The organism is Streptomyces sp. B93 (assembly GCF_018070565.1).
GTDB lineage: Bacteria > Actinomycetota > Actinomycetes > Streptomycetales > Streptomycetaceae > Streptomyces.
The window spans coordinates 138,484-164,477 of sequence record NZ_JAGPXL010000016.1; the positions used below are offsets into that span (position 1 = coordinate 138,484).

Here is a 25,994-nt window from a genome sequence, read left to right on the forward strand (position 1 = left end):
CCGCACCCTAAGGGGTGCGGCCCTTCTTCGCGTCCGGGCCGAGCCCCAAACGAAGAGTGCTGGGGACTCGGCCCTCGCTGTTTCACGTGAAACGCGGTGAGTGGATTCAGCGGGTCGCGCCGGTGACGACCCAGCGGCCCGAGCGGGTGCGCAGCCACAACGTGAGCATGCGGACCGTCATCATCAGGTTCATCGCTACCCAGAGCGCGGTGAGCCCACCTCCGAGGGTGGGCACAAGGAGCGCGACGGGAGCGAAGACCGCCAGTGTGAGCAGCATCGCCCAGGCGAGATAGGGGCCGTCCCCCGCGCCCATCAGAACGCCGTCGAGGACGAAGACCACTCCGCTGATGGGCTGGCAGACCGCCACGACGATCAGCGCGGGCAGGGCGGCGTCCTTCACCAGGGAGTCACTGGTGAACAGCGGCAGGAACAACGGGCGGCTCACCACGACCAGGACCCCGAGGACGACCCCTACGGCGATGCCCCACTGCACCATACGGCGGCACACATCGCGGGCTCCCTGGGCGTCACCGGCGCCGAGATAGCGGCCGATGATGGCCTGTCCGGCGATGGCGATGGCGTCGAGCGCGAAGGCCAGCAGGCTCCACAGGGACAGGATGATCTGGTGTGCCGCGATATCGGCATCGCCGAGCCGGGCGGCGACCGCCGTGGCGATCAGCAGGATCGCCCGCAGTGAGAGGGTGCGCACCAGCAGTGGCACACCGGCCTGGGCGGATGCCCGGATCCCGGCGAGGTCAGGGCGCAGTGCGGCACCGTGGCGGCGGGCTCCTCGCACGACGACCGTGAGATACACCGCCGCCATCCCGCACTGGGCGATGACCGTTCCCCAGGCGGAGCCCGCGATGCCCAGATCGGCACCGTAGACAAGGACCACATTGAGGACGCCGTTGGCGACGAATCCGGCGATGGCGACGTACAGCGGTGTCCTGGTGTCCTGGAGGCCGCGCAGTACACCGGTGGCGGCGAGGACCATCAGCATGGCGGGGATGCCGAGCGAGGAGATTCTCAGGTAGGTGGTGGCATGGGGGGCTGCGGTCTCGGAGGCACCGAACAGGTCGACGAGGCCCGGTGCGGCGGGCAGGACGACGGCGATGACCGCGGCGCCGAGCAGCAGGGCGAGCCAGATGCCGTCCATGCCCTGGCGTATCGCGGCGGGGAGGTCGCCCGCGCCGACGCGGCGGGCGACGGCGGCGGTGGTGGCGTAGGCGAGGAAGACGAAGACGCTTACGGCTGTGGTGAGGAGCGCGGAGGCGACGCCGAGTCCGGCGAGCTGGGCGGTGCCGAGGTGGCCCACGATCGCGCTGTCGGCCATGACGAACAGAGGCTCGGCGACCAGTGCGCCGAAGGCCGGAACGGCAAGCGCGACGATCTCTCGGTCGTGCTGGCGCCGCGTGGCGCGGGGAGTCGCTGGAGCCTGTGTCATGAGCACCAATCTAATCGTCCACAGGTAAGCGATGCAAAGCCATTGTGCCCCTTACTTACGGCCTTGCGGTGTGTGCTCTTGTGTACAGTCCGAGACGATCTTGGTCCGTGTGGGAAAGTTTTTGTTCTGCACAGCCGGTGGACGGGGAAAGCGCAGGTCAGAGTCGTGCGACGAGAAGGGTACGGAGCTTGTTCACAGGCCTGTCCACCGGGTCGTGCACAGGTTTCGCCGAGTTCTCCACAGCATCGGGGCCGTCGTCCACATGGCCTGTGGATAACCAGATTGGCTGACGGTGCCCGGGGGCCTACCGTTGTCCGGCGCCCGCTCCGTCCGTCGGCAGCTGAACCATCACAAAACCGACGCGTCAGAACCGGAGTTGGGCTTCTCGGATTGTCGGTGCCGTGCCGTAGAAAAGAGGGGCACGGCTAGGTCCGCTCGGCGGACGGGAGGAGGTGGCTCGGTGAGTATTTCCGAGCCCTTGGACGACCCCTGGGCCGACAGCGGTCCCAGTGATCGTCTGCCCGCCTCCCGTCGCCGCGGTGACGGCGGCCGTGGCCGGGACGAGCAGCACGACCGTGGTCCGGACGGCACCGGGTGGGACGGCGGGGGGTCGTCCTTCGAGCGTGTCCCGCCCCAGGACCTCAACGCCGAGCAGTCCGTGCTCGGTGGCATGCTCCTGTCCAAGGACGCGATCGCCGACGTCGTCGAGATCCTGAAGGGCCACGACTTCTACAAGCCCTCCCACGAGACGATCTACCAGTCCATCCTCGACGTCTACGCCCGGGGCGAGCCCGCCGACCCGATCACCATCGCCGCCGAGCTGACCAAGCGCGGCGAGATCAACAAGGTCGGCGGCGCGGCCTACCTCCACTCGCTCGTCCAGACGGTGCCGACGGCGGCGAACGCCGAGTACTACGCGGAGATCGTCCACGAGCGCGCGGTCCTGCGCCGACTGGTCGAGGCCGGCACCCGTATCACCCAGATGGGATACGCGGCGGACGACGACGTCGACGAGATCGTCAACCGCGCCCAGGCCGAGATCTACGCCGTCACCGAGCAGCGCACCAGCGAGGACTATCTGCCGCTCGGCGACATCATGGAGGGCGCGCTCGACGAGATCGAGGCGATCGGCTCCCGCAGCGGCGAGATGACGGGTGTGCCCACCGGGTTCACCGACTTCGACTCGCTCACCAACGGCCTGCACCCCGGCCAGATGATCGTCATCGCCGCGCGTCCGGCGATGGGCAAGTCGACGCTCGCACTCGACTTCGCCCGGGCCGCGTCCATCAAGCACAACCTGCCGAGCGTCATCTTCTCGCTCGAAATGGGGCGCAACGAGATCGCGATGCGTCTGCTGTCGGCCGAGGCCCGGGTCGCGCTGCACCACATGCGTTCGGGGACGATGACCGACGAGGACTGGACCCGTCTGGCCCGCCGGATGCCGGACGTCTCGGCGGCACCGCTGTACATCGACGACTCACCGAACCTGTCGATGATGGAGATCCGGGCCAAGTGCCGTCGGTTGAAGCAGCGCAACGACCTGCGGCTGGTGGTCATCGACTACCTCCAGCTGATGCAGGCGGGCGGCTCCAAGCGCTCCGAGAGCCGCCAGCAGGAGGTCTCGGACATGTCCCGGAACCTGAAGCTGCTCGCCAAGGAGCTGGAGATCCCGGTCATCGCCCTCTCCCAGCTGAACCGTGGCCCCGAACAGCGCACGGACAAGAAGCCAATGGTCTCCGACCTGCGTGAGTCGGGATCCATCGAGCAGGACGCCGACATGGTCATCCTTCTGCACCGCGAGGACGCCTACGAGAAGGAGTCGCCACGTGCCGGCGAGGCCGACCTGATCGTCGCCAAGCACCGAAACGGCCCCACGGCGACGATCACGGTCGCCTTCCAGGGCCACTACTCGCGCTTCGTGGACATGGCACAGACCTGACCGGCCGTACCTGGCGGGACGCCCACCAGGACCGTACAAATGCGCTCGACGAGTGCGGCTCGGCGGTATGGACTGAGCGCATGACGACTTCTCAGGAAGAACTCCTGCCGGGTACCCGCCGGGCGTTGCTGCACCGGATCGCCGTGGCTCAGTCGGAAGGGCGGGCGCCGTCGCTGGTCGCGTCCGTCGTCCGGGGTGGACGGGCGGTGTGGCACGGGGCGCGGACCTCGGTGGACGGGGAGGTGCCGGACCAGGATGTGCAGTACAGGATCGGTTCGATCACCAAGACCTTCACTGCTGTCCTGGTGCTGCGGCTGAGGGACGAAGGGCTGCTGGACCTCACCGATCCGCTGGAGAAGCATCTGCCGGGCACTGGTGTGGGGGAGGCGACGATCGCCGAGCTGCTCGCGCACAGCAGCGGGCTGGCGGCGGAGTCGCCCGCGCCGTGGTGGGAGCGCACGCCGGGATCGCTGCGGCCGGAGCTTTCCGATGTGCTCGGTGAGCGGCCTCGGGTGCATCCCAGCGGCCGCAGATTCCACTACTCGAACCCGGGATACACCCTGCTGGGCGCCCTCGTCGAGAAGTTGCGGGGTGCCTCCTGGGAGGAGGCGCTTCGGCGTGAAGTGCTCGCACCCCTGGAGCTGAGGCGTACGAGTGTGCGTCCGGCGTTTCCTCATGCGGGCGGCTGGGCGGTGCACCCGTGGGCGGATGTGCTGTTGCCGGAACCCGCCGAGGACCTTGGCCGCATGGCGTCAGCGGGTCAGCTCTGGTCGACCACCGGCGATTTGGCGCGGTACGCCGTCTTTCTGACACACGGCGACGACCGGGTGCTGAGCGCGGAGACCGTACGGGAGATGCGGGTGCCCGCCACACCGGTCGAGGCCGCGGATGTGGTGGACGGCTACGCCTATGGGCTCGGGCTGGAGATCAGACACCGAGACGGGCGGCTGCTCGTGGGGCACTCCGGGTCACTGCCGGGATTTCTGGCCAGCCTCACCATCGCCGCGGAGGACGATGTGGCGGCGGTGGTGCTGATGAACTGCACCTCCGGGCCGGTGGCGTCGGCGGTCGGCGCCGATCTCGTGCGGATCGTCGCCGAGGCCGAGCCGAGGATCCCGGAGCCCTGGCGGCCGTTGCGGGAGGTCGAGCCGACCACGCTGGAGCTGGCGGGGCAGTGGTACTGGGGGACGTACGCCTTCGGTCTGCGGGTGACGGCCGATGGGCTGATCTCCCTGGAGCCGCTGTCCGGGAACGGCCGCCGCTCCCGGTTCCGGGCGAACGGCGATGGCACCTGGACAGGGCTGGAGGGCTACTACGCCGGTGAAGTGCTGCGGGCCGTTCGGCGGGCGGACGGGACGGTGAGCCATCTCGACCTCGGGTCGTTCGTGTTCACACGTCAGCCTTATGACGAGCAGGCACCGGTGCCGGGTGGTGTGGACCCGGAGGGATGGCGGGGGATCGGCTAGGGCTTGGCGTGGCACCGCGGGTGCCCTGTTTCACGTGAAACAGGGCACCTTGTGGTGTCAGAGGGGGAGCTTGAAGCCCGTGTGCGATGCCTGGAAGCCCAGGCGCTCATAGAAGCGATGGGCGTCGGCGCGTGTCTTGTCGGAGGTCAGCTGCACCAACTGGCAGTTCTGCCGTCGGGATTCCTCAATGGCCCACTCGATGAGCCGTGTCCCCAGGCCACTGCCGCGCTCGTCGGCGTGGATGCGGACACCTTCGATGATCGATCGGGTGGCGCCACGTCGTGACAGGCCCGGAATGATCGTGAGCTGAAGCGTGCCGACGAGGCGGTCCTCACGGACCGCGACAACCAGGTGCTGGTTCGGGTCGGCGCTGATGCGTTCCAGCGCGCTCCGGTAGGGGCCGAGATCGTCCGGCGACTCGCGTTGGGCCCCGAGGGGGTCGTCGGCGAGCATGCCCACGATGGCGGGCAGATCGTCGATGACCGCCGCCCGTATCTCAAGATCTCCCATGGGTGCCTCAGCCCGCAGCCACCGTCAGCGGGGCGAAGCGTCGGCTCCAGTCACCGGGCAGCTCTGTCATCCCGTACGCCATGACCGCGTTGAAAGCGACGGAGGCGAGGCCGCGTTCCTTCACCCAGGTCAGCAGTTCCTCGTGCCGCACGTCGATGTCCGTGCGCAACGGGCGGTCGGTGTGGGCGGCAAGGGAGGCGATGAGGGCCTTGGCGGTCTCCGTGTCCCGGCCGATCAGCGGGCCGACCACATGGGTGTCCATGTTGGGCCAGGCGGCCGCGTAGCCGATGATCTGGTCACCCTCCAGGGCGACCCGCACCCGGTCGGCGAAGGCGGGCAGCCGAGTGATGATGTGCGTGCGATCCGTGCCGAACGCCTGGGTGTCCAGGCGCAGAATCGCCGTGAGGTCCTCGGCGGTGGCGGGGCGCGTTGCGACCTTGGGTTCCGGTCCGCCGGATGTGAAGTGCCCCCGGACCATCTCCGCCTGGCCTACGGTCTTGAAGCCGAGTTCCTCGTAGAGCGGGCGGCCGTACGGGGTCGCGTGCAGGGTCAGGGGCGTCGTGCTCATCGAGGAGATGACATGGCGCATCAGTCGGCGGCCGACGCCCTGACGGGCATGGCGTTCGGAGACCAGGACCATGCCGATGGCGCCCAGATCGGGACGGTCCGGCACTCCGTACTCCGTGACGACGCAAGCACTGACGAGACCCCCCTCGGGGTCATCGATGCCGTATCCCTTCCCGGCCGTGAGGAGGAATCCCCATTTGTGCTCTTCACGCGGCCACCCCCGGTTCTCGGACAAGTCGGCGCAGGCGGGGAGATCGCGAAGCGTCAGTCGGCGGATAGGGAGAGCGGCGAGGGAAGGAGTAGGCACGCAGGTCAGGCTGTCAACCTATGCCGTTGGCGTCCACCTGTTTCGGCAGAGACGTACGGGCTTTTGTAGCGAGAGGTGTGCTCAGCCCAGGTCGGGCGCGTGCATGGCCCGCACGCCCTCGATATTGCCGTCCAGGTAGTGCCGCAGTGACAGCGGTACGAGATGGACGGAGGCGATGCCTACCCGGGTGAATGGCACGCGCACGATCTCGTACTCGCCTGCGGGCTCATCCACTTCGGGGCCATGCCGTAGTGCCGGATCCATGGACTCCAGGCGGCAGACGAAGAAGTGCTGCACCTTGACGCCGGTGGCGCCGCCGTCCTCACCGATGTGCTCGACGGTATCCACGAAACAGGGCACCACATCGGTGATCTTGGCGCCGAGTTCCTCGTACACCTCGCGGTGCAGGGCGTCGACGACGGTCGTGTCCCCCGGTTCGACCCCGCCCCCGGGCGTGACCCAGTAGGGATCCACGCCGGGCTTGGTGCGCTTGATCAGAATCAGGTCGCCACCGTCCAGCAGAACGGCGCGGGCGGTGCGCTTGACCACGGGTCGGACGGTCATGGAAGAAATGTGGCCCGCTTGGTTCCACGTGAAACATCGCGAAACGTCACGGATCGAGCCCATGGAGTGAACGCCTCCGGCGGCCGTCGTGCGCTGGATTCGGCATGAGCCGGGATTCAGCACATCCCGGGGTTCAGCACCAGTCGGCGGCAGCCCGCTGAAGCCACTCATGAGCCCGCGCGATATGCGGCATGGCGAGCGTCCCGGTGCGCACGACGAGGAAATAGGTGCGCAGGGGCGGCACCGCGGGCTCGTGCAGGGCGACCACCTCCCCGCGTTCGAGCGCCGCAGCGCACAGATAGCGGGGCAGCACGGCGAGTCCGGCCCCCGCACTGGCGCAGGCGAGCACGGCCCGCAGATCGGGCACGATGACGGTGCCCGAGGCGGAGGGACGGGAGTCGAAGACGGAGGCCCAGTAGCGGGAGACAAAGGGCAGGGACTCATGCACCTCGACTACAGGAACGTTCTCGAGGGCGAGTGCCCCCTTGCCGCTGAGGGTCCCGGGGGCGATCTCCTTGGTCCAGCGAGGGGCGGCGACCAGGACATGTTCCTCGTCGCAGAGCGCGGTCGCGGTGAGCAGCGCACCGCGGGGCTGGGCTGTGCTGATGGCGAGATCGTGGTGCCCGGCCGCCAGCCCTTCCAAGGTCTCCTCGGCGTTGCCGAAGGAGGCGCGCAGAGCAAGGCCCTGCCCCTCCTCGCCGGTCAGCTCCACGAGTGCGGGCAGGGCCCGCTCGGTGGTGAACTCGGGCGGCCCCGCGAGATGCAGGGTGCGCAAGGAGGAGTCATCGTCGAGCCCCGACTGGGCGATCTCGACCAGGGCGTCCAGATGCGGCGCCGCCTTGTGGGCGAGTTCGTCGCCGATGCTCGTCGGGGTGACGCCACGGGCCTGTCGTAGGAACAGAGGGCGTCCGAGCTGCCGTTCCAGGGTGCGGATCTGAGAGGTGACGGCGGGCTGGGACAGGCCCAGCAAGGCGGCGGCGCGAGTGAAGGAACCGGCCCGGTGCACGGTGACGAACGTGCGCAGCAAGGCCAGATCCATGGCGTGGCCTCCCCTCTCCCGCCTCTCACCGCCCCGGGCAGGGCCCCCAACTATAAATAAGTCGATAGGTCTCTGTCGCTACTGTGATTGGACACTGACACAGAGTCAACTAGCCTTGGTCGCGCGGTTCTTCGCGCGCGGAACCGAGGACGGTCCGAGCCACGAGGGGGGAGGCTCGGACCGTCCGTTGTACGTACCCGGACCACGACACGCGTCCGAGCGGAAGTCATCCCGCCGATTCCTCCAGTGCCCGCCGTACGTCCGCCACCAGGTCCTCGGGGTCCTCGGCGCCGACCGACAGCCGGATGAAGCCCTCCGGCACCGCGTCACCGCCCCAGCGGCCACGCCGCTCGGCCGTGGACCGTACCCCGCCGAAGCTCGTCGCATCGTCCACCAGCCGCAGTGCGTCGAGGAAGCGGTCCGCACGCTCGCGCGACGGCAGGGCGAAGGACACCACGCAGCCGAAGCGCCGCATCTGCTGCGAGGCGACCTTGTGCGAGGGGTCACCCGGCAGCCCTGGATAGCGCACGGCGAGTTCCTCGGGCCAGTCGCGCAGCGCCTCGGCGACCGCGAGGGCGGTGGCGTTCTGCCGGTCCACCCGCAGCTGGAGCGTGGCGATCGACCGGTGCGCCAGCCAGGCCTCCATGGGGCCGGGGATCGCACCGACGATCTTGCGCCAGCGGCGGACGGCGGCCATGGCATCGGCGTCGCGGCCGACGACGTAGCCGAGCAGGATGTCCCCGTGCCCGGTCAGCTGCTTGGTGCCGCTGGCCACGGAGAAGTCGGCGCCCAGGTCCAGCGGGCGCTGCCCGAGCGGCGTCGCGAGCGTGTTGTCGACGGCGACCAGGGCGCCACGCGCGTGTGCCGCCTCGACGAGCCGCCGTACGTCGCACACGTCGAGCCCGGGGTTCGACGGCGTCTCGATCCACAGCAGCCGGGCGCCGTCCAGGACGTCCAGCTGGGCGTCGCCGCCGGTCGGCGCGGTGCGCACCTCGATGCCGTACGCCTCCAGCTGCGCCCGCGCCAGCGGCAGCGCCTGGTAGCCGTCGCTGGGCAGCACCACGGCGTCCCCGGCGCGCAGCTGCGAGAACAGCACGGAGGAGATGGCGGCCATGCCGGAGGCGAACACGAGCGTCTCGACGCCGTCCCCGTCCGGCGCCTCCAGCTCGCCGATCGCCTGCTCCAGGCGGGACCAGGTCGGGTTCTCGTCACGGCCGTAGGTGTACGGGCCCGTGGGCTCGCCCGGGAGATGGAAGTGCGCGGCGAACACCGGCCCCGGCAGGGTCGGCTCGTACTTCACCGGCTCCGGAAGCCCGGCCCGCACCGCCCGTGTGCCCTCACCCGGCGTGCCCGCTCCGGAAAGGCCGCCACGCGTGCGTGCGCCGCCGCCCGACTGCCCCGTACTGCTGCTGGTGTCACTCATGCCGCCCGTCCCTCCACCTGCTCACGTACCGCCGCGAGCAGCCCCGTGCTCGCCGTCTCCACCATCGCAAGACACTCCTCGAAACCGTCCATGCCCCCGTAGTAGGGATCCGGTACGTCGAGGTCGTGGGCGTCCGCCGTGGGGTCGTAGGAGCGCAGCAGCCGTACCTTGGCGGCGTCCTGCTCCGTGGGGGCGAGGCGGCGCAGGGCGCGGAGGTGGCCGGAATCCAGGGCCACGACGAGGTCGAGGCGGGCGAACCGGACCCGCAGAAGCGCCGGGCGGTGTGCTCAGCGGCGTAGCCGTGCTGCTCCAGTACGGCCACGGTGCGCGGGTCGGCGCCCTCGCCCTCGTGCCAGCCGTCCGTCCCGGCGCTGTCGACCTTGATCAGGTCGAGCAGTCCGGCCTCCGCCACGCGCGCGTGGAAGACGGACTCGGCCATCGGGGAGCGGCAGATGTTGCCGGTGCAGACGAAGCAGACGCGGTAGGTCATGGAATCAGTCCCCGTCCGGCAGGACGACGTTGAGCGCCCAGGAGACGATCGAGATGATCAGGGCGCCCAGAACGGCGGTCCAGAAGCCCTCCACATGGAAGCTCAGGTCGAGCTTGTCGGCCAGCCACGAGGTCAGCAGCAGCATCAGTGCGTTGACGACCAGGGTGAACAGGCCGAGCGTCAGGATGAGCAGCGGCAGGCTCAGCAGGTTCACGACCGGCTTGACCAGGAAGTTGACCAAACCGAAGATCAGTGCGACCAGCAGCAGGGTGCCGATCTTCTTGCCGGTGCTGTCACCGGTCAAGGTGATGTCGCCGACCAGCCACACGGCGACCGCGAGGGCCCCGGCGTTGGCGATCGTCTTGACTAGGAAATTCATCATGTGTCTGATCGTGGCAGACGAGATCGGATACGAGTACGGGTGCGAGGGCGACGAAGACGATGAAGGCTTTCCGGCTGGACGAACTGGAGGCGGAGCGCGCCGCCAACGAGGGTGCCTACCTTCAGTTTCTGCGGGAGCGGAACATGTCGGTCGGCCTCTACGCGCTCGACGCGGGCGAACCGGACCCGCAGAAGCCGCACAACCAGGATGAGGTGTACTTCGTCGTCAGCGGCCGCGCCGCGATCACGGTCGGCATGGAGACCACGCAGGTGGCGCGCGGCAGTGTGGTGTACGTCCCGGCCGGAGTGGCGCACAAGTTCCACCACATCAGCGAGGATCTGCGGGTTCTGGTGGTGTTCTCACCGCCTGAGGGATGAGCCGGGCCCTCGGGGTTCCCTAGGGGATCGGTCAGGGGACGACAAGGGGTGCGAGGCATCCGTTCGGGGCCTTCCTCGGCCTAGCATCGAATGCAGGACATGAAAAAGGAGCCGGCATCCGAGATGTCGGCCGTCGACGGGCCCCGGCAGCTACGAGGGCGGAGAGACAGGACGAGGGCAATGCGAGAGATCTTCGCGGGACTTCCGTGGTGGGTGAAGTGGATCGCGGTGCCGGTCATCGCCCTGGTCGTGTTCGGGGGCCTGATAGCCAGCGTCATCGGCTTCGTGATCGGCCTGCTGTTCAAGCTGCTGGTCTTCGTCGCGCTGGTCGGTGGACTGATCTACGTCGTACGGAAGTTCACCTCCAGCTCCTCCTCGCGCGGGGACTGGTGAGCGGCGAGAGGTGAGCGGCGCGCGGCGACGGTTCACAGTCGCGGCCGCCGGTCACCGGTGAGCCGAGCGGGGCTGTTGGTGCGGTGGTGCGGGCAGGGGTGATCGGTAACGCGAATCGCCTGTTCCCTCGGGCGGGGGAAGTTTCCCGCACAGACCGTCTCCGAGCGGCAACAGGGGGTTAGAGTCCGGAACTCCACGCGGGGACAAACCCCCGCGAGCGGCGTACCCCCCTCCCGTGTTCCCCGCACGGGCAGCCCCCTCGCGCTTCGGGAGTGACCTTTGGCCATGGCTGACACCGCCCTCGCCCCAGCCGGCGCAGCACCACACGCACCCCCGACAGCCCTCACGACCGTGGCCCCCGTCCGGGGCCTGCGCGTGCCCAGGCCTCCCGAGCAACCAGCCCCACCAGGCGCCCCACCCACCTCGCGGCACCCCACGGCATCCACCGCGCTCACGGCACCGACCTGCTCCTCCGTACAGTCCGTGCGCCCCTCCGCGCAGTCGGCCGCTACCACCCTCATCGGCTCCGTGCAGCGCGCCATGCGCCTCCTGGAGTGCGTCGCCGGGCACGAGTACGGCGCACCCGCCAAGCAACTGGCCCGGGAGACCGACCTCGCCCTCCCCACCGCGTACCACCTGCTGCGCACCCTCACGTACGAGGGCTATCTGCGCCGGGACAAGGGGCTGTTCTTCCTCGGGGAGGCGGCGGCACGGCTGAGCAGCAGCGGAGCACAGCAGAAACGTCGCAGCACGGTCGCCGAGGTGCTCGCCCGCTGGCGGGATTCCATCGGTGTACCGGTCTACTACGCGCGCTACCGCGACGGCGAGATCGAGGTCATGTGCGTCTCCGACACCCCCGGCACTCCGGCGGTGGAGGAATGGGCCGACTTCCGCGAGACCGGGCATGCGCACGCCATCGGGCAGTGTCTGCTGTCCCAGTTGGACGAGGACGCCCGCCGCGACCACCTCGACCGTCACCCCGTGCGGTCGATCACCCCGTACACGGTCCGGGACAGTCACAGCCTGCTGCGACGACTGGACCGGACAAGACGGACGGAGCCGGTCGTCGAGCGGCAGGAGTATGCCCTCGGGACGGTGTGCGCGGCGATCCCGATCACGGTGGGCACCACCGCCGCGACGATGGCGATCTCCCTCCCGGCCCACCAGGCCGACCGGCTGTCCCCCGCGGTCCGGCAGTTGCAGGACGAGATCGAGCAACTGCTCGGCTCGCTTGCAATCTCTATCAGTATCTGAAAACTCACTCCTTGTGATCTGGTGTGCACGTTCAGCAAGATGCCACCAGTGTCAGGGGTTCATTCCCGGCCAGTCGACGGCAAATGACGGGGTAGGCGATGCGCGAGTCCGTACAAGCGGTACAGGCAGAGGTCATGATGAGCTTTCTCGTCTCCGAGGAGCTCTCGTTCCGCATCCCGGTGGAGCTGCGCTACGAGACCTGTGATCCCTATGCCGTGCGGCTGACCTTCCACTTGCCCGGCGATGCCCCGGTGACCTGGGCGTTCGGGCGTGAGCTGCTGATCGACGGGGTCGGCCAGCCGTGCGGCGAGGGCGATGTGCGGGTCACACCCGTCGAACCGGAGGCGCTGGGCGAGGTGCTGATCAGGCTCCAGGTCGGCGCTGACCACGCGCTGTTCCGGTCGTCGTCGGCACCGCTCGTGGCCTTCCTGGACCGCACCGACAAGCTGGTGCCGCTGGGCCAGGAGGGAGCGCTCGGCGACTTCGACGCTCATCTCGACGAGGCACTGGACCGCATCCTGGCGGAGCAGGGCGCTGGGTGAAGCGTTACGCCAGACAGGTGGCGTAACGCTTCGCCTCGTTGTTGGGGCGGGGTGTGGGACGTCGGAAGCGGGGTGTGGGTCGCGGGTCGCGGGGAGTGTGTCAGCGCTTCCGGCGACGTCCCCGGCCGCCGATCACCGGGGCCGGGCGCGTCCCGGCCGGTACGGCGTCCGGGCCCGGCCCCGAACCCGGGCGGTCGGCCGAGACGACCAGGGCCGCCAGGGCGGTGGTGACCGGCACCGAAGCCACCAGGCCGATCGAGCCCACCAACGTGCGCACGATCTCCTCCGCGACCAGCTCACTGTTGGCGACCGTCCCCACGCTGCTCTGCGCGATCGAGAAGAGCAGCAACAGCGGCAGCGCGGCACCGGCGTAGGCGAGGACGAGCGTGTTGACGACCGACGCGATGTGATCGCGGCCGATCCGGATGCCCGCGCGGTACAGGCCGCGCCAGCCCATCGTCGGATTGGCCTCGTGCAGCTCCCAGACCGCCGACGTCTGAGTTACCGTCACGTCGTCCAGCACACCGAGCGAGCCGATGATGATCCCGGCGAGCAGTAGACCGCTCATGTCGATCTCCGGGTACAGGCCGTGGATCAGACCCGTGTTGTCGTCGGTGTTGCCCGTGAGTGCCGCCCAGTCGATGAACAGCAGGCCGAGCACGCCGATCAGCAGCAGCGAGATCAGGGTGCCCAGCACCGCCACGGACGTACGCGCCGACAGGCCGTGGCACAGGTACAGGGCCATCAGCATGATGGCGCTCGACCCGATGACCGCCACGAGCAGGGGGTTGGAGCCCTGGAGGATCGCGGGCAGGATGAAGAAGTTCAGTACCAGGAAGCTGGTGGCCAGCGCGATCAGCGACATGACGCCCCGCAATCGCCCGACGACCACGACGGCGAGTGCGAAGATCCCGGCGAGCAGGGTCAGGGGGAGCCTGCGGTTCACGTCGGTCACCGAGTACTGGAGATCCTCGGGCGCCGAGGGCTCGTAGGCGACCACGACCTCCTGGCCCTCGTGCAACTGCCGTGACTGGTCCGGCTGCACGATCTCGGTGAACGTACGGCCGGTGTCCTCACCGGTGTCGATCCGGATCGTCGCCCTCTTGCAGGTGCCCTGCGCCTGCTGCTGTGCCGAGGAGCCCTCGGCCGTGGAGGTGTCGCCGGTTGGCGGGGGCGCCGAGCCGTTCACCGAGGAGCAGCTGACGCTCTCGACCTTGGTGACCGTGGCCTGTTGCGTCTGGCGGTCGAAGCCGACCCCGGTGCGCTCGTGCGGCGGTGCGCCGCCCGGCCACAGCACGGCGAGTCCGACCACGACCGCGGCGGCGAACGGGACCAGGATCACCGCGATCACTTTGCGCAGGTGCTGGGAGACGGGCGCGGCGGGGCCATGGGCGTGGCTGTGCGAGTGCCCGTGTCCGCCACCGCCACCGGCCCCGTATCCGTCGCCGGGCCCATGGCTATCGCCGGGCCCGTGTCCGCCACCCGGCCCTTGTCCATCGCCGGGCGTATGCCCACCACCGGGCCCTGACCCGCGCCCGCCGCTGCCGTTGCCGCCACCCCCGCCCGGGCCGTCACCGGCTCCTGGCCCACCACCGGACCCCGGCCCACGACCACCGGCGCCGGGCCCTCCACCCGGCCCGCGCCCGCCCGCTCCACCAAAGCCGGGCCCAGGCCCACCCCGACGGCCCTCAGGGCCCTGCCCACCACCGAACCCCGGCCCGCCGACGGCACCGGAGCCGGAGCCCGAACTACGGCCTTGAGCAGGGCCGTTCCCGAATCTGGGGTCGGATCCGCGAGGTGGGTCGGGTGGCGGGAACGGAGGATGATGCGTCGTGGTCACCGACCGATCATCGCAAGAACGACAGAGGCCCTCTGTTCACCGCGCCCGAATTGACGCTAGCGTGGAGGCACCTTTGTACACGCGGGAGCTCGGAGCACCGGGCTGAGAGGGCGCTGACCTCCGTCCCAGCGATGTTTCACATGAAACATCACCTCACTCGAGTGATGTTTCACACGGAGCATCGGCGGACGGAAACCGCTGCGTCGACCGCCGAACCTGTTACCGGGTAATGCCGGCGTAGGGAGTAGGTCTCATGGCCAACAAGGACGCACGCACGCCTGCCTCCACGCAGCTCTCCAGCGACACGGAGTCTGCCGAGGCCGGGAAGTCCATCGGCTGGCACAAGGCGTATGTCGAGGGTTCCCGCCCCGACATACGGGTGCCGGTCCGTCAGGTGCATCTCACCAACGGGCAGTCGGTCACGCTGTACGACACGTCCGGGGCATATACCGATCCACTCGTCGACACGGACGTCCGCAGGGGGTTGGCGCCCCTGCGGGAGAACTGGATCATCGCCCGCGGCGACACCGAGGAGTACGCGGGCCGTCCCGTCCGTCCCGAGGACGACGGAATCAAGCACACCGCCCCGCGCGGCGGTCTGCGCAACCTCGACGCGGTCTTCCCCGGTCGGCCACGGCTGCCGCGCCGTGGCCGCGACGGGAAGGCGGTCACCCAGCTCGCGTATGCGCGCCGGGGCGAGATCACGCCGGAGATGGAGTTCGTGGCCCTCCGCGAGAACGTTTCTCCCGAGGTGGTCCGCGAGGAGATCGCGGCGGGCCGTGCCGTGCTGCCCGCGAACGTCAACCACCCGGAGATCGAGCCGATGATCATCGGCAAGCGGTTCCTGGTGAAGGTCAACGCCAACATCGGCAACTCCGCGGTGACCTCCTCCATCGAGGAGGAGGTGGAGAAGATGACCTGGGCGACCCGTTGGGGCGCCGACACGGTCATGGACCTGTCCACCGGCCGCAACATCCACACCACCCGTGAGTGGGTGCTGCGCAACTCCCCCGTGCCCATCGGCACGGTGCCGCTCTACCAGGCGCTCGAGAAGGTCGACGGCAAGGCCGAGGAGCTGACCTGGGAGATCTACAAGGACACGGTCATCGAACAGGCCGAGCAGGGCGTGGACTACATGACGGTCCACGCGGGGGTGCGCCTGGCCTATGTGCCGCTGACGGCGAACCGCAAGACCGGCATCGTCTCCCGCGGTGGCTCGATCATGGCGGCATGGTGCCTGGCGCACCACAAGGAGAGCTTCCTCTACGAGAACTTCGAGGAACTCTGCGAGATCCTCGCCGCCTACGACGTCACGTACTCCCTCGGCGACGGCCTCAGGCCGGGCTCCATCGCGGACGCCAACGACGAGGCGCAGTTCGCGGAGTTGCGCACGCTCGGGGAACTCAACCGGATCGCGAAGCGTTGCAATGTTCAGACGATGATCGAGGGCCCGGGCCATGTCCCGATGCACAAGATCAAGGAGAACATCGACCTTCAGCAGGAGATCTGTGATGAAGCTCCGTTCTATACGCTCGGCCCACTGACGACGGACGTCGCTCCGGCGTACGACCACATCACCTCCGGCATCGGTGCCGCGATGATCGCCTGGTGGGGCACGGCCATGCTCTGCTATGTCACGCCCAAGGAACACCTTGGCCTGCCCAACCGTGACGACGTCAAGACCGGCGTCATCACCTACAAGATCGCCGCCCACGCAGCCGACCTCGCCAAGGGGCACCCACGTGCACAGGAGTGGGACGACGCCCTGTCCGACGCCCGTTTCGAGTTCCGGTGGGAGGACCAGTTCAACCTCGCCCTCGACCCGGACACGGCCCGTGAGTTCCACGACGAGACCCTGCCCGCCGAGCCCGCCAAGACAGCGCACTTCTGCTCGATGTGCGGGCCGAAGTTCTGCTCGATGAAGATTAGCCAAAGCATCACACAGCGGTTCGGTGGTGCGGCGGCTGAGGGGGCGTCTCCCAAGGAGATCGCCGAAGGCATGCTCCAGAAGTCGAAGGAGTTCGCTCAGGCGGGCAACAGGGTCTACCTGCCGATCGCAGACTGAGGATCGACCACAGATGGTCCGTGCTCTCTGGTTCGGGCTTACAGCTTGACCTGGAGCGTGGACCACCGCGTCGCGACTTCCCCGACCTCAACTTCTTCTCTGCACTTTACTGTTCCGAGGTTGGATGACGGCGGCGAGGACCATGCTGCTCAGCATGAAGTCGAAGACGAAGCGGATCGCTTTCATCATGGTCCTCGCCCTGGCACTCGTGGGGTACGTTCTGCTCTTGTGGCGCGGCCCCTGGTGGATCGATGGCGGCCACCTCCGCAGCAAGGACCTCCAGCCTGCTGACGGCGTCGTCATCACCGGCTTGCGCACAACGATTGTCGCGCTCGGCGTGGGGGCGGTAGCGGCCATCACCCTCTACTACACGCACCGCAACCATGTTCTGAGTCTGCGGCAATACGAGCAGGTGCAGGAACAGTTCGAACATACGAGGGCCCGTGATCAAGAACAGTCTGAACTAACCCGTGAAGGCCAAGTCACGGAAAGGTACGTTGAAGCGATCAAGCTCCTGGCGTCGGAGAACCTCACGGAGAGACTCGGCGGTATCTACGCGCTGGAACGCATCATGAGGGACTCCGAGAAGGATCACGCGACTGTCGTAGAAGTGCTGGCTGCCTTTGTCCGACAGCGCGCCGCCGCTGGGGACGAAGAGGGCTCTGACGAGCAGGACGCTAAGCCTGACGAGGACGTACAGGCTGCGCTAACTGTCCTTGGGCGGCGACCGACCCACGGTGACAGCACCCCATACATCAACCTTCGTCACACAGATCTTCGTGGTGCGGACTTGAGCGATGCCAAGCTCGATCAGGTCGACCTGAGGAACGCCTGGTTGCAGCGGGCTCACTTCGCGCGATCCTCTCTGCGCGATGCGGTCTTCCAGGGCGCTGCACTTTTCAAGGCCGACTTCTCCTTCACGCACCTCAACGGCGCGATCTTCTACCAAGCTGGTATGGAAGAAACCGCGCTATGGCAGGCCGACGCGAGAAATGCTGTCTTCTCGTACGCCGCCATGGAGCGGGCTCGGTTGAGGGACGCCAAGCTCCAAGGTGCTGCCTTCGTTCACACTCAACTACTGTCCGCTGAGTTCCACAACGCTGACCTCGCGGGCGCCGAGCTGAAGAACGTGGATCTATCCCGTTCTGAAGGCCTACAGCTCGAACAACTCGCTGCTGCAGTACTGACTGAGATCAAGAACCTACCCTCGGGGATGAGCTTCGAGGAGCTTGAGAAGGCCAAAGGGAGTCTCAGTTCACTGCGGCGCTCGTGAGCAACGGCCGACCGTGTTGACAGGGCCGCGTAAATCTTCGCTCTACAGAGCGGTTCGGTAGTGCAAGGCGGTGCTCCGTCGCTGCGTATAGCACTGCCTCGTCTCCGGCCCTGTTCTGCTGGAACGACGGCCATACCGATATGTAAGGATCTTCCATTCGCCCTAGGCACTGGTCGCTGCTGCCTGAGCGCGGCGCAGGTTACCTTAAGCCCGCACTAGGGCGGTACGGCTGCTGTCCGGGAGCCGAGAGCCAACCCACATGTCAAGCTCTCTTCCTGCTTATCCCCATACTTGCCCGCCCCACCGTTGCCACCTACGGGTGTCGAAAAACTCCAGCTCGCTGGACGCAGTAGCGGCAGCGAAAGCATCAAAGTCGAATAGGTGGGAAATTTCGAATCTCCTTGTGCGAATGCGTAGCTCTTCTAGTGTATCACCGAGGGGAGGAAGAATTCGAGAGAAATCTCTGAGCGATGGCATTACCGCTGAAATCATCCATGACAGCGCGACAATTCTTTCGTCTTCTGGCCCTTGCCAGTCCGGCGCTTCCTTCATGGTATCTACCATGCTAGCCCATGGATGTCCCGGAATTAGGTACAGCTCACTGCCAACTCGTACGCCAATCTCCCTATTTGTAAACCCGTTAACGGTGATGCTGTCAATCGGGATGTGAACTAGTTGGCTTCGCGAGATGCCGTACCGGTCTTGGTCGGAACCCAGTCGCTCGAGCCCGGCCGATTGAAGGTCTACCGAGGACCAAAGAGATCTGTCACCACGTTTGATCCACCTGATATCACAACGACGCGCCGACTTGTTGGCCTTCATCTCGGCTATTTGCCACGCCGATAGAAAGAACTCGTCGACGTGCTTGTCTCGGCCCAAACGCGTACAGATTACTGGCTCGGATTCCTCCCGTTGATCGTCGGTGCCGTCTAGCACTTTCATCACGGAAGCTCTCGATCCTCCTGGCAGCTCACGGAGGAGGTATTCGATATGTTCCATTACTGTGCTCTCCGTCATGCGGAGTGCCTCGAACTGAAGCAAATCGTCAGCGGAAGCGTGTCTGCGGGTTCCGCCTTGTTCGAGCAGGAACAGAGGAAGCTTGCCGAGGCTTTGCCTCAAAGAAGGGCTAGAGATCGGCACGGAGTCCCTGTCGGAGAAGATGCCAGAAATAATGGCGGCTTCGCCCGTAGCCCAAGTCAATGAGTGTGATCGGACCGACTGGAGCTCCTCGACCTCCTCGCGGATATGGTCGCAGTAAGCGGAGTAGATCTGTTCGACAACACGAGCGAACTCTGGTGTGGAATCGATTGCAGACCTAGCTACGTTCGTGCGAGGAGCATGTGGTCCCCACGCATTGGCAAGTGCCCAAACGCCGTAGGCGCGGCGGAAGCCAGGCGGGTACCCTTCCACGCGTATGCCACCAACGCAGGTGCCCGCGAGTGTGTCCGCTTCTCGCACAGGACCCGGAAAGGGGAGAAAAACCCATTCATTGAAGTATTCGTTCCATCTCACGGCATATGCAATCGATAGGCCATCGAGCTCCTTCTCGACGATCCTAATTTTCGACTTTTCAAGTCGTTCGCGGAAGTCCGCTCCGAAGTGAGAAATCGCAGCTCGCAATGCGCTCCCGACAGAGTCATAACCTACTCGGATCGGCTTTCCCGAATCCGCCTCAACCGCAACCTCGCATTCAGGAAGAACGATCCATTTCTGGGCGATTTTTAAGACGTCCCCGACGTCCGCACTGGGCCGGATCTTAAGCCGCACGGATGTCCCGTGCGGGAAAAGATGCTTATCAATTTCGGTTTTGTTGAGAGTTCTGACAAGGTACTCGCCATGTACGGACCTCAAAGACATTTGACGAGCTTCGGTTTCGTCGGGATGACAAGTGACTATCTCTACCTCGTCGGCCACCATAAAGGTAGAAAGTACGCCGATGCCGAATCTGCTGATAGGGTTGAAAGTAGGATACTTCTTGCGGAACTCGGCGTCTTGGTACCGGCTTGATCCAGCCTTCAGAAGATTATTCTCAATAATCGCCTGTGTCATCCCCGTACCGTTATCACGCACCTCGAGAGTTCTAGAGCTGGAGTCCCACTTAACGAACACCTTCCCGTTTGACCGGGACTTGTTGTCGTGCTGAAGTCTGACGGCATCGATGGAGTTTTGCATCAGTTCGCGCAGGACCACGTTTGAGTCATTGTAGAGCGTGTGACCGGTGAGTAGGTCGAGGACCTTAGTCTGATCAAGAGAGAATTGAAACGGTTGGGTCAAAAACCCCTTGGCTTCAATCCTGGACTTGTCAATGTACTTCCAGGGAAATTGATAGTTGAGTCCGTTTGCTATGTTGCTGCGCTGGATCCAGTCGTGGCTTTTGCGTAGCTGGTCGGCTGCGTACCTAAGGTAGGAGGTGAGGCCGAAGAACCCGTCCCCATCCGTGAACTTTGCATGAATACCGATAGTGTCTCGGGGGGCTGTTTCATTCCTATTCCCCTCATTGTCTAGTCCCCAGACAGGCTTGACTGCTCGTACTGCCATTTGCTTAGCCCACTCGACCTGGCTTATTGGGTCGCTGGGGTTAAGCACCCTAAAGGCGATGGAGGGAGCCCTGTCGCGCGTAATATGGAGCAGATCAATGGTACGCAACAGAACGGCTGCATACTGGACATTCGCTGACTCTTGGGGGTCACTCCCGTAGTATTGCTGGACTGGATAAATGCTGGTGTCGTACAGATCTTCCAGATGATGGCTTTCACACACCTGAGCGAGGTCATCTCGGAATACGGGATCGAGGGGTTGCAGAATGCGCTGCACCTCGCTCATCACTGCAGTGCAGATGCCCGCAGCGGGGGAATCGTCACCCAAGATCCAGTTTTTAACCCTCAAGGCGTGGTTCTCACGCACGAACTCTTGATAGAGGAACCTCTCCCTATCTTCATCGCCTAGCACAGCCAAGCGTGCCTCATAGTCCCGTCCGTCGGCATCGTCTGTTAGTAGTACGTCGGCTCGGAACTTTTCGAAACCAGATTCTTGCCGTCTTTCGTACTCCTCTTTCGTGACCAACATTCCAAGGTCATGGAAGTAGGCGGAGAGAACGATGAGAAGCCAGTCTGCCGATGTCAAGCGCTCTTTGGTGTCGTCAGGGATTAGCCAATCTAGCTTTTCTAACATTGCATTAATGTGCGAGACGTCGTGCTTGGTGTACTGGTCGAAGAACCCAAGCTGGCCGATCCGCCCAAGAAGGTCTTCTATGTCCTGCTTTGCCTGGCGGACACTGAAGCCGCCAAATGCGGAGTACTGCGAAGCCTGATCGGCTTTTTGCTCGGCAAGCGAAGAAAGAGAACTCATTATTTCCCTCCAAGGGAACTTGGCCTAGCGCACGAGACTATCCGGACGGGACTGGCAAAGTGGTTCGTATTTGAGATTCTCAGGTTGAGGCTTGCTAGCGCATTCGTGCCTCATTGAACCTTCGGTAGCATGAGGAGGCTGGCGAGTGACCACATGGTTATGATCGATATCAGGATGAACGCCACTACGTAGGTCTCGTACCATCTGAAAAAGTTTTCTGGCTTTGGGCGCTTTCGGAAACCTGGCTCCACCATCTGATCCGTTATATCGCATTCTTCATTGCGGTAGTCAAGCCATGCAAGAGTGCCCACCACGATCTGCGTCACCGTAAAGGCGGCTACCACCGTAGTAAGCACCAACAGCCCGATGATTCCTCCTCGGGCTGTATCGGGCTCTACTCCCCATCTTCGATAGCCGACGAAGAGTGCAAGCGCGGCCCCCACGAGGGTCGTGGCCAGCGTCTGATAGATTGCGAGGAAGCGATGTCCGTTTTCATTGACGGCATGAATTTGCTGCAGAATATATCGGTATCTCTCTAGTGCGAACTCATTACGCGTGGCTTCTGCTTCAGGCCTGACGTCTCCGGCTACCACTATCCCCCCCCAACCTCTCTGTGAGGATAGGGGATATGCGCCCCTGTCGTACTCGATTTGCGAAAAGTCCTTGCTGCCATCGGGAGGGCTAGTGTGGCGTGAAAAGATCTTGCGTTTTCTGAACCTGGCCTGGCCTGTCGATGGGTAACTCCTCGGGGTCACATCGCTAGACCCTCTTCTCGCTCCTGCCGAATGGGATTTATCTACCATTCGTGACAAAGTGCTCACATTAGGACAGTGCTGAGCCTTCATGCCGACTGCTTGTGGGTACGGTCAGAGTCGTGTCCGGTGCACGCTGGGTTGGTCACCTGTAGACGTGCGCTGGTTGATCGCGTGCGACTTAGGGGAGCTGGTACGGGCATGGCGGTTAACGCTGCTCGATCGCAAGAGGGGTTCACGTCGGCTGCGGCGAGGCGGGTGATGAGTGCCGCGTGCCGGGCGGCGGGCCTGGACGACCGAGGCGCAGAGTTGATCCGTCTCGGCGAGAACGCGTTGTTTCGGCTGGTTGCAGCGCCGGTGATCGTGCGGGTGGCTCGGGGGTGGGAGTGGCTGCCCAAGGCTCGTACCGAAGTAGCCGTTTCCCGGTGGTTGGCGGGCGAAGGGTTCCCGGCTGCCCGTCTGGTTGGGGGTCTGGAACAGCCCTTTGTGATCGACGGGCACCCGGTGACCTTCTGGCAGCTGATCGTCGAGGGGGATCGGAAGGCGACATACGGAGAACTTGGTCGTGTTCTGCATGATCTTCATTCCATGACCGTGCCGACCGGGCTGGAGCTTCCCCGATTCGATCCTTTCGACAAACAAGATCTGCGGATCAACCGGGCTGTGATTCCCGAAGATGACAGGGTGTTCCTGCGGAAGCGCTGGCACGAGTTGCGGGCGCAGTACGAAGAACTGCAATTCGAAACACCAAAAGGGCCGGTGCACGGTGACGCGCATGTGCAAAACCTTATGGTGGACGCGCAGGGTGAAGTCATCTTGATTGACTTTGAGGCTTTCTGCTTCGATCACCCTGAGTGGGATTTGATGGTCACGGCGGTGGAACACCACAGTCTTCGATGGCAGACCGATGAACAGTACGCTGATTTCGTGCGTGCTTACGGGCGGGATTTGCGCGACTGGCACGGTTACGACACGCTTAGGCGGCTGCAAGAGTTCGGAATGACTACATGGCTCATGCAGAATGTGCGGGAGAGTGAAGAAACGGCGGCTGAATATCAGCGGCGGATCGCTGGCTTGCGTAACGATGATGCGCCTCGTGATTGGCGCCCTTGGTAGCCACTACTCGTCTTCGTCAAGCCGCGCAAATGCATCGCTTACATGCTCGTTGAAGGCGACGACAGCAGGGTTGGCCGCGTGGGTGCTGATCTCTGCCTGGAAGTCTGTTACATAGCGTTGGAAGCGGGAGGACTGGAGGGAGTCACCGCCGTCTACGGCAAGTCTTGCTGTGGTCACGGCGGCCTCCAGCTCGCCGTTCAGTAGCTGGCTTTGAGCGAGCACCATGCGGCAGAAGCCCAGGGTCCGTGCGTATTGCGGGTCGGTGCTGTTCACGGCGCGCTGGGCGTGCTCAACGGCCTCGCTGCGCATTTTGAGATCGCGGAAGCAGTGGCAAAACTCGCCTAACAGTTCCGCGTCATCGAAATAACTCAGCCACGTCGGGTCTTCTGCGCTGTCGGCACGCTCGAAGTGGCGTTCCGCCTGGTTCATTGCGAGACCTGCCGCAGCTCGGTCACCGGCGTTGGAGAGTGCGCGGGCCTCCATTGCCCAGTAGTTCGCCATGGCGCGCGGAGTGGCTCGGCCTTTGGCGCCCTCGACGGCGGCACGGGCTAGCTGGATGGCTTGGGCGTGGTTGCCCAAATAGTTTGCCTGGTGGCTGAGGTTGCCGAGAATGCGAGCGCCGAACATTCGGTCGTCGATAACCTGCGACAGACGCAGGGTGGACGTGAGATAGCGGTGGGCGAGTCGGTGGTTTCCGGAGTCGTAGGCAGTCCATGCAAGCAGCTGAGAGACTTCGGCTGCGGCGCTGAAGAGTGCTGTGCCTACTTTCTCGCTGTAGCTCGCGCTGAGCAGGGGTAGGACTTCATGGCGGAAGTAGTGGCGTAACGCCTTGTGGCCGTGGCCTCCGCCGTACTTGAAGTCGAGCTGCATGAAGGTGGCGGCTGCGTCTCTGATCGCCCGTACGTCGCGCATGCCGACCCGTTGATGGGCTGGCCTGTCAGCTTGGATTCCGTCGGGGCGAGCGATCATCCACGACAGTACGGCGGAGCTGACGTCGGCATCCGCGACGATCAGTTGGTCGGGTGTGACGGTCTCGGCGCGTTCCTGGGCGAGTCCATCGAGCATGGAGAGCACGTCGGGGACCGTGCTCGGATAGCCGACCGCTTGCGGAGTGCTGGGCCCTGAGTGGTCGAAGAATCCGAGATCTCCGGGAGTGATGCGGCGGCTCAGCTTTGCGCTCAGGACGTTGGCCATGATCGCCGCTGTCTGGGGCTGGATACCGGCGCCATCCCGCCACCGCTGGACGGAGACATGAGTGGTACCCAAGCTGATGCCACGCTGAGCGGCGGCGTCCTTCATTCGCTTCGCGAGTCCCTTGTTCGAGACCTTCGCCTCGTCCATGACTGCGATCAATTGCGCGTTCGGCTCTCGGCTCATGCTCCCCTGCCAACCCGAGAATGACGGCGAGTACTCATCCTGTCACAGCAGTATCGCTGTGGGGGGTTCATCCGCGAACCCCCCATGGCTTTGCGGGTGTTCACGTGAACCCCCTGGTGAACTCTCCCGATCGCGCCTGGTGCGCCGTGTACTGGCCTGCGTGCAGCAAACGGTGACGTGAAGGCCGTCGGAAGGCTCAGAGGGAGACGTGATGGATGCGAGAAAGCCCGAGTACGTAGCGGGAGAGTTGGAGGCGTACGCCCACTGGTTCGCGGTGCCTGAACCGTCTGCAAATGGGCGCTTCCTCGCTCTGACGTTCTTCGCGGAGTGCGGTGATGCAGCACGTATCGCGCGGGACACGGTCTCGGTGTTCCTGCGGGACATCGTCACGGGTGAAGTGGTCTACGACGCCCGGCTGGCTGTCTCGGAACTGGTGGGCAACGTCGTCAACCACGTGGTGCCGGATCGCTCTCGCTCCCGAGACGGCCGGTCTCGGCGTATCGACGTGACCTTCAAGCTGTACCCGAAGTGGTTCTTCGTCGGAGTGAAGGACGAAGACTCCACGCCCCCTCTCCTCCCCATGGGCGACGCGCTGTCGCCTGAGCTGGTGGGTGAGTTCACCGATGCGCTTCTTCCTGACAGCGGCCGTGGGCTGATGATCACGCAGCGGATCGCGTCGGCGGTCTGGTGGACCCCGGCAGAGGGCGGCGGCAAGACGGTGTGGTGTCGCTTCGACCTGGTGGGCGATAAGCCGCGCCAATGATCTCCGGTCCGCCGCCCGTCATGGCTCCTACGCGATCGGGAGCGGGCGGCGAACCGGAAGCGGCCGAAGTCTGACCCCTTCGGCCTAAGGGCGCGGCTCCTTCAGCCCTGGGGGCTCCCCTCCCTGCTGAAGGACCGCGCCTGACAACCCCATACCGAGACCGGGCCACCCCCTAGCCCTGGAAAGCAGATGGGTGGCCCGGCTGGGAACACGGCGGTCCCCGGTGCCTGATGGTACCGGGGCCGCCGTGCTGCTTGTGGCCCTGGCTGAAAGTGAGTTGACGCAAGGTCATATCGACCAGGGCTGGAGTGATCAAGGTGACTGGTGCGGGTGAGGGCTGGCTTGGTGACGGCATCGAGGAGGTGGGTTTCGGTGTCTGGGTGTCGGGAGTCGACTACGTGGCGGGTTGGCGCGACGCTCGTGACACCGCTGATCGTTTGAACCGCGCGCTCTTGAGTGCGGGATTCGAACTGTCCGCCGTGCGGGCCGTCGCCTCGACGAACGATGACGGACGCGGCGTCGTTCGCCTGGTGGGTTGGCCGGGCGCGCTGGAACGGCTCGCCATGCTCCTGGACGCGTATGCGGGTGGCGACGGTGGTGCGTCGTGAGGTGGCTTTCTGCTGGTGAGTGGGGTGTGTGGGCACGTCGGCGGTTGGAGAGACTTTGGGCTGGAGCTGCCATGGGGCGAGTGAACAGGGGGCCTTACGCTCGCCAGCGGATCGGGCAGTCTGTGGAGCTGCCCGCAATAGCCCGATCGGCCCCC

The 25,994-nt window shown here is 65.3% G+C and carries 22 protein-coding genes, 1 pseudogene and 1 riboswitch; of the genes and pseudogenes, 11 read left to right on the forward strand and 12 right to left on the reverse strand.

Going from position 1 to position 25,994, the window contains the following annotated elements:
• Positions 1–106: 106 nt before the first annotated feature.
• On the reverse strand, positions 107–1,444 hold the full coding sequence (locus KBY47_RS18220) for an MATE family efflux transporter (protein ID WP_210922207.1): 1,338 nt from the start codon (positions 1,442–1,444) through the stop codon (positions 107–109).
• Between the two features lie 460 nt (positions 1,445–1,904).
• Here KBY47_RS18220 and dnaB point away from each other — a divergent pair, with 460 nt between their 5' ends.
• Both dnaB and KBY47_RS18230 read left to right on the forward strand, forming a co-directional pair.
• On the forward strand, positions 1,905–3,383 hold the full coding sequence (gene dnaB, locus KBY47_RS18225) for a replicative DNA helicase (protein WP_210922208.1): 1,479 nt from the start codon (positions 1,905–1,907) through the stop codon (positions 3,381–3,383).
• Between the two features lie 80 nt (positions 3,384–3,463).
• Positions 3,464–4,849 (forward strand): serine hydrolase, encoded by a 1,386-nt coding sequence (locus KBY47_RS18230; protein WP_210922209.1) that lies wholly within the window; start codon positions 3,464–3,466, stop codon positions 4,847–4,849.
• A gap of 57 nt (positions 4,850–4,906) precedes the next feature.
• On the opposite strand, the gene KBY47_RS18235 is transcribed toward KBY47_RS18230, so the two are convergent.
• The 7 genes and pseudogenes from KBY47_RS18235 to KBY47_RS18265 all read right to left on the reverse strand — a co-directional run bounded on the left by KBY47_RS18235 (position 4,907) and on the right by KBY47_RS18265 (position 10,131).
• Positions 4,907–5,359: a GNAT family N-acetyltransferase gene (locus KBY47_RS18235; RefSeq protein ID WP_210922210.1), complete on the reverse strand. Its 453-nt coding sequence runs from the start codon at positions 5,357–5,359 to the stop codon at positions 4,907–4,909.
• A gap of 7 nt (positions 5,360–5,366) precedes the next feature.
• Positions 5,367–6,233 carry a GNAT family N-acetyltransferase gene (locus KBY47_RS18240; protein WP_210922211.1) on the reverse strand — a complete coding sequence of 289 codons (867 nt, stop codon included), beginning with the start codon at positions 6,231–6,233 and terminating at the stop codon, positions 5,367–5,369.
• Positions 6,234–6,314: 81 nt separating this feature from the next.
• Positions 6,315–6,797: an NUDIX domain-containing protein gene (locus KBY47_RS18245; RefSeq protein WP_210922212.1), complete on the reverse strand. Its 483-nt coding sequence runs from the start codon at positions 6,795–6,797 to the stop codon at positions 6,315–6,317.
• Positions 6,798–6,930: 133 nt separating this feature from the next.
• Complete coding sequence (locus KBY47_RS18250; RefSeq protein WP_210922213.1) at positions 6,931–7,836, reverse strand: LysR family transcriptional regulator; 906 nt, start codon at positions 7,834–7,836, stop codon at positions 6,931–6,933.
• A 226-nt stretch (positions 7,837–8,062) separates the two neighbouring features.
• Positions 8,063–9,259 carry a cystathionine gamma-lyase gene (locus KBY47_RS18255; RefSeq protein ID WP_210922214.1) on the reverse strand — a complete coding sequence of 399 codons (1,197 nt, stop codon included), beginning with the start codon at positions 9,257–9,259 and terminating at the stop codon, positions 8,063–8,065.
• Positions 9,256–9,749: pseudogene (locus KBY47_RS18260) on the reverse strand (low molecular weight protein-tyrosine-phosphatase). The gene KBY47_RS18255 and the pseudogene KBY47_RS18260 overlap by 4 nt, the downstream one beginning before the upstream one ends.
• Before the next feature lie 4 nt (positions 9,750–9,753).
• Complete coding sequence (locus KBY47_RS18265) at positions 9,754–10,131, reverse strand: phage holin family protein (RefSeq protein ID WP_210922215.1); 378 nt, start codon at positions 10,129–10,131, stop codon at positions 9,754–9,756.
• Between the two features lie 59 nt (positions 10,132–10,190).
• On the opposite strand from KBY47_RS18265, the gene KBY47_RS18270 reads away from it, so the two are divergent.
• The 4 genes from KBY47_RS18270 (at position 10,191) to KBY47_RS18285 (ending at position 12,697) form a co-directional block, all read left to right on the forward strand.
• Positions 10,191–10,508: a cupin domain-containing protein gene (locus KBY47_RS18270; RefSeq protein ID WP_210922216.1), complete on the forward strand. Its 318-nt coding sequence runs from the start codon at positions 10,191–10,193 to the stop codon at positions 10,506–10,508.
• A gap of 180 nt (positions 10,509–10,688) precedes the next feature.
• A complete protein-coding gene (locus KBY47_RS18275; protein WP_210922217.1) occupies positions 10,689–10,901 on the forward strand; it encodes a DUF5326 family protein in 213 nt (70 codons plus the stop codon).
• 540 nt (positions 10,902–11,441) lie between these two features.
• Positions 11,442–12,155: an IclR family transcriptional regulator gene (locus tag KBY47_RS18280; RefSeq protein ID WP_210922231.1), complete on the forward strand. Its 714-nt coding sequence runs from the start codon at positions 11,442–11,444 to the stop codon at positions 12,153–12,155.
• 98 nt (positions 12,156–12,253) lie between these two features.
• Positions 12,254–12,697, forward strand: coding sequence for an SsgA family sporulation/cell division regulator (locus tag KBY47_RS18285; RefSeq protein ID WP_210922218.1), 444 nt, complete (start codon positions 12,254–12,256; stop codon positions 12,695–12,697).
• 100 nt (positions 12,698–12,797) lie between these two features.
• Here KBY47_RS18285 and KBY47_RS18290 read toward each other — a convergent pair whose 3' ends face one another.
• Positions 12,798–14,537 carry a YibE/F family protein gene (locus KBY47_RS18290; RefSeq protein ID WP_210922219.1) on the reverse strand — a complete coding sequence of 580 codons (1,740 nt, stop codon included), beginning with the start codon at positions 14,535–14,537 and terminating at the stop codon, positions 12,798–12,800.
• Positions 14,538–14,608: 71 nt separating this feature from the next.
• Positions 14,609–14,798: riboswitch (TPP riboswitch) on the forward strand.
• Between KBY47_RS18290 and thiC the strand changes: the two genes are divergently transcribed.
• The gene (thiC, locus tag KBY47_RS18295; protein WP_247694864.1) at positions 14,791–16,602 is read left to right on the forward strand and encodes a phosphomethylpyrimidine synthase ThiC; all 1,812 of its coding nucleotides are present in this window, start codon (positions 14,791–14,793) and stop codon (positions 16,600–16,602) included. (Overlaps the previous riboswitch by 8 nt.)
• Positions 16,603–16,756: 154 nt before the next feature.
• A complete protein-coding gene (locus tag KBY47_RS18300; protein WP_247694865.1) occupies positions 16,757–17,875 on the forward strand; it encodes a pentapeptide repeat-containing protein in 1,119 nt (372 codons plus the stop codon).
• A gap of 279 nt (positions 17,876–18,154) precedes the next feature.
• Here the strand turns inward: KBY47_RS18300 and KBY47_RS18305 are convergent, their stop codons facing one another.
• Positions 18,155–21,223, reverse strand: a complete 3,069-nt coding sequence (locus KBY47_RS18305) for an ATP-binding protein (RefSeq protein ID WP_210922221.1) — start codon at positions 21,221–21,223, stop codon at positions 18,155–18,157.
• 110 nt (positions 21,224–21,333) lie between these two features.
• Positions 21,334–21,816 carry a hypothetical protein gene (locus KBY47_RS18310; protein WP_308405193.1) on the reverse strand — a complete coding sequence of 161 codons (483 nt, stop codon included), beginning with the start codon at positions 21,814–21,816 and terminating at the stop codon, positions 21,334–21,336.
• A 360-nt stretch (positions 21,817–22,176) separates the two neighbouring features.
• Here KBY47_RS18310 and KBY47_RS18315 point away from each other — a divergent pair, with 360 nt between their 5' ends.
• Positions 22,177–23,091 (forward strand): phosphotransferase enzyme family protein, encoded by a 915-nt coding sequence (locus KBY47_RS18315; protein ID WP_210922222.1) that lies wholly within the window; start codon positions 22,177–22,179, stop codon positions 23,089–23,091.
• 3 nt (positions 23,092–23,094) lie between these two features.
• Here KBY47_RS18315 and KBY47_RS18320 read toward each other — a convergent pair whose 3' ends face one another.
• Entirely contained in the window at positions 23,095–24,468 is a 1,374-nt protein-coding gene (locus tag KBY47_RS18320) for a sporulation protein (RefSeq protein WP_210922223.1), read from the reverse strand.
• 211 nt (positions 24,469–24,679) lie between these two features.
• Here KBY47_RS18320 and KBY47_RS18325 point away from each other — a divergent pair, with 211 nt between their 5' ends.
• Positions 24,680–25,231, forward strand: a complete 552-nt coding sequence (locus KBY47_RS18325) for an ATP-binding protein (RefSeq protein WP_210922224.1) — start codon at positions 24,680–24,682, stop codon at positions 25,229–25,231.
• A 317-nt stretch (positions 25,232–25,548) separates the two neighbouring features.
• Entirely contained in the window at positions 25,549–25,839 is a 291-nt protein-coding gene (locus KBY47_RS18330; RefSeq protein ID WP_210922234.1) for a hypothetical protein, read from the forward strand.
• Positions 25,840–25,994: the final 155 nt, after the last annotated feature.

Excerpts from the sequence above, each read along its gene's own strand:
- KBY47_RS18265 (WP_210922215.1), bottom strand. The coding sequence starts at position 10,131 with ATGATGAATTTCCTAGTCAAGACGATCGCCAACGCCGGGGCCCTCGCG.
- KBY47_RS18300 (WP_247694865.1), top strand. The coding sequence starts at position 16,757 with ATGAAGTCGAAGACGAAGCGGATCGCTTTCATCATGGTCCTCGCCCTG.
- KBY47_RS18315 (WP_210922222.1), top strand. The coding sequence starts at position 22,177 with ATGGCGGTTAACGCTGCTCGATCGCAAGAGGGGTTCACGTCGGCTGCG.
- KBY47_RS18325 (WP_210922224.1), top strand. The coding sequence starts at position 24,680 with ATGGATGCGAGAAAGCCCGAGTACGTAGCGGGAGAGTTGGAGGCGTAC.
- KBY47_RS18270 (WP_210922216.1), top strand. The coding sequence starts at position 10,191 with ATGAAGGCTTTCCGGCTGGACGAACTGGAGGCGGAGCGCGCCGCCAAC.
- KBY47_RS18255 (WP_210922214.1), bottom strand. The coding sequence starts at position 9,259 with ATGAGTGACACCAGCAGCAGTACGGGGCAGTCGGGCGGCGGCGCACGC.
- KBY47_RS18220 (WP_210922207.1), bottom strand. The coding sequence starts at position 1,444 with ATGACACAGGCTCCAGCGACTCCCCGCGCCACGCGGCGCCAGCACGAC.
- KBY47_RS18230 (WP_210922209.1), top strand. The coding sequence starts at position 3,464 with ATGACGACTTCTCAGGAAGAACTCCTGCCGGGTACCCGCCGGGCGTTG.
- KBY47_RS18305 (WP_210922221.1), bottom strand. The coding sequence starts at position 21,223 with ATGAGTTCTCTTTCTTCGCTTGCCGAGCAAAAAGCCGATCAGGCTTCG.
- KBY47_RS18280 (WP_210922231.1), top strand. The coding sequence starts at position 11,442 with ATGCGCCTCCTGGAGTGCGTCGCCGGGCACGAGTACGGCGCACCCGCC.
- KBY47_RS18285 (WP_210922218.1), top strand. The coding sequence starts at position 12,254 with ATGCGCGAGTCCGTACAAGCGGTACAGGCAGAGGTCATGATGAGCTTT.
- KBY47_RS18275 (WP_210922217.1), top strand. The coding sequence starts at position 10,689 with ATGCGAGAGATCTTCGCGGGACTTCCGTGGTGGGTGAAGTGGATCGCG.
- thiC (WP_247694864.1), top strand. The coding sequence starts at position 14,791 with ATGGCCAACAAGGACGCACGCACGCCTGCCTCCACGCAGCTCTCCAGC.
- KBY47_RS18245 (WP_210922212.1), bottom strand. The coding sequence starts at position 6,797 with ATGACCGTCCGACCCGTGGTCAAGCGCACCGCCCGCGCCGTTCTGCTG.
- KBY47_RS18250 (WP_210922213.1), bottom strand. The coding sequence starts at position 7,836 with ATGGATCTGGCCTTGCTGCGCACGTTCGTCACCGTGCACCGGGCCGGT.
- KBY47_RS18320 (WP_210922223.1), bottom strand. The coding sequence starts at position 24,468 with ATGAGCCGAGAGCCGAACGCGCAATTGATCGCAGTCATGGACGAGGCG.
- KBY47_RS18235 (WP_210922210.1), bottom strand. The coding sequence starts at position 5,359 with ATGGGAGATCTTGAGATACGGGCGGCGGTCATCGACGATCTGCCCGCC.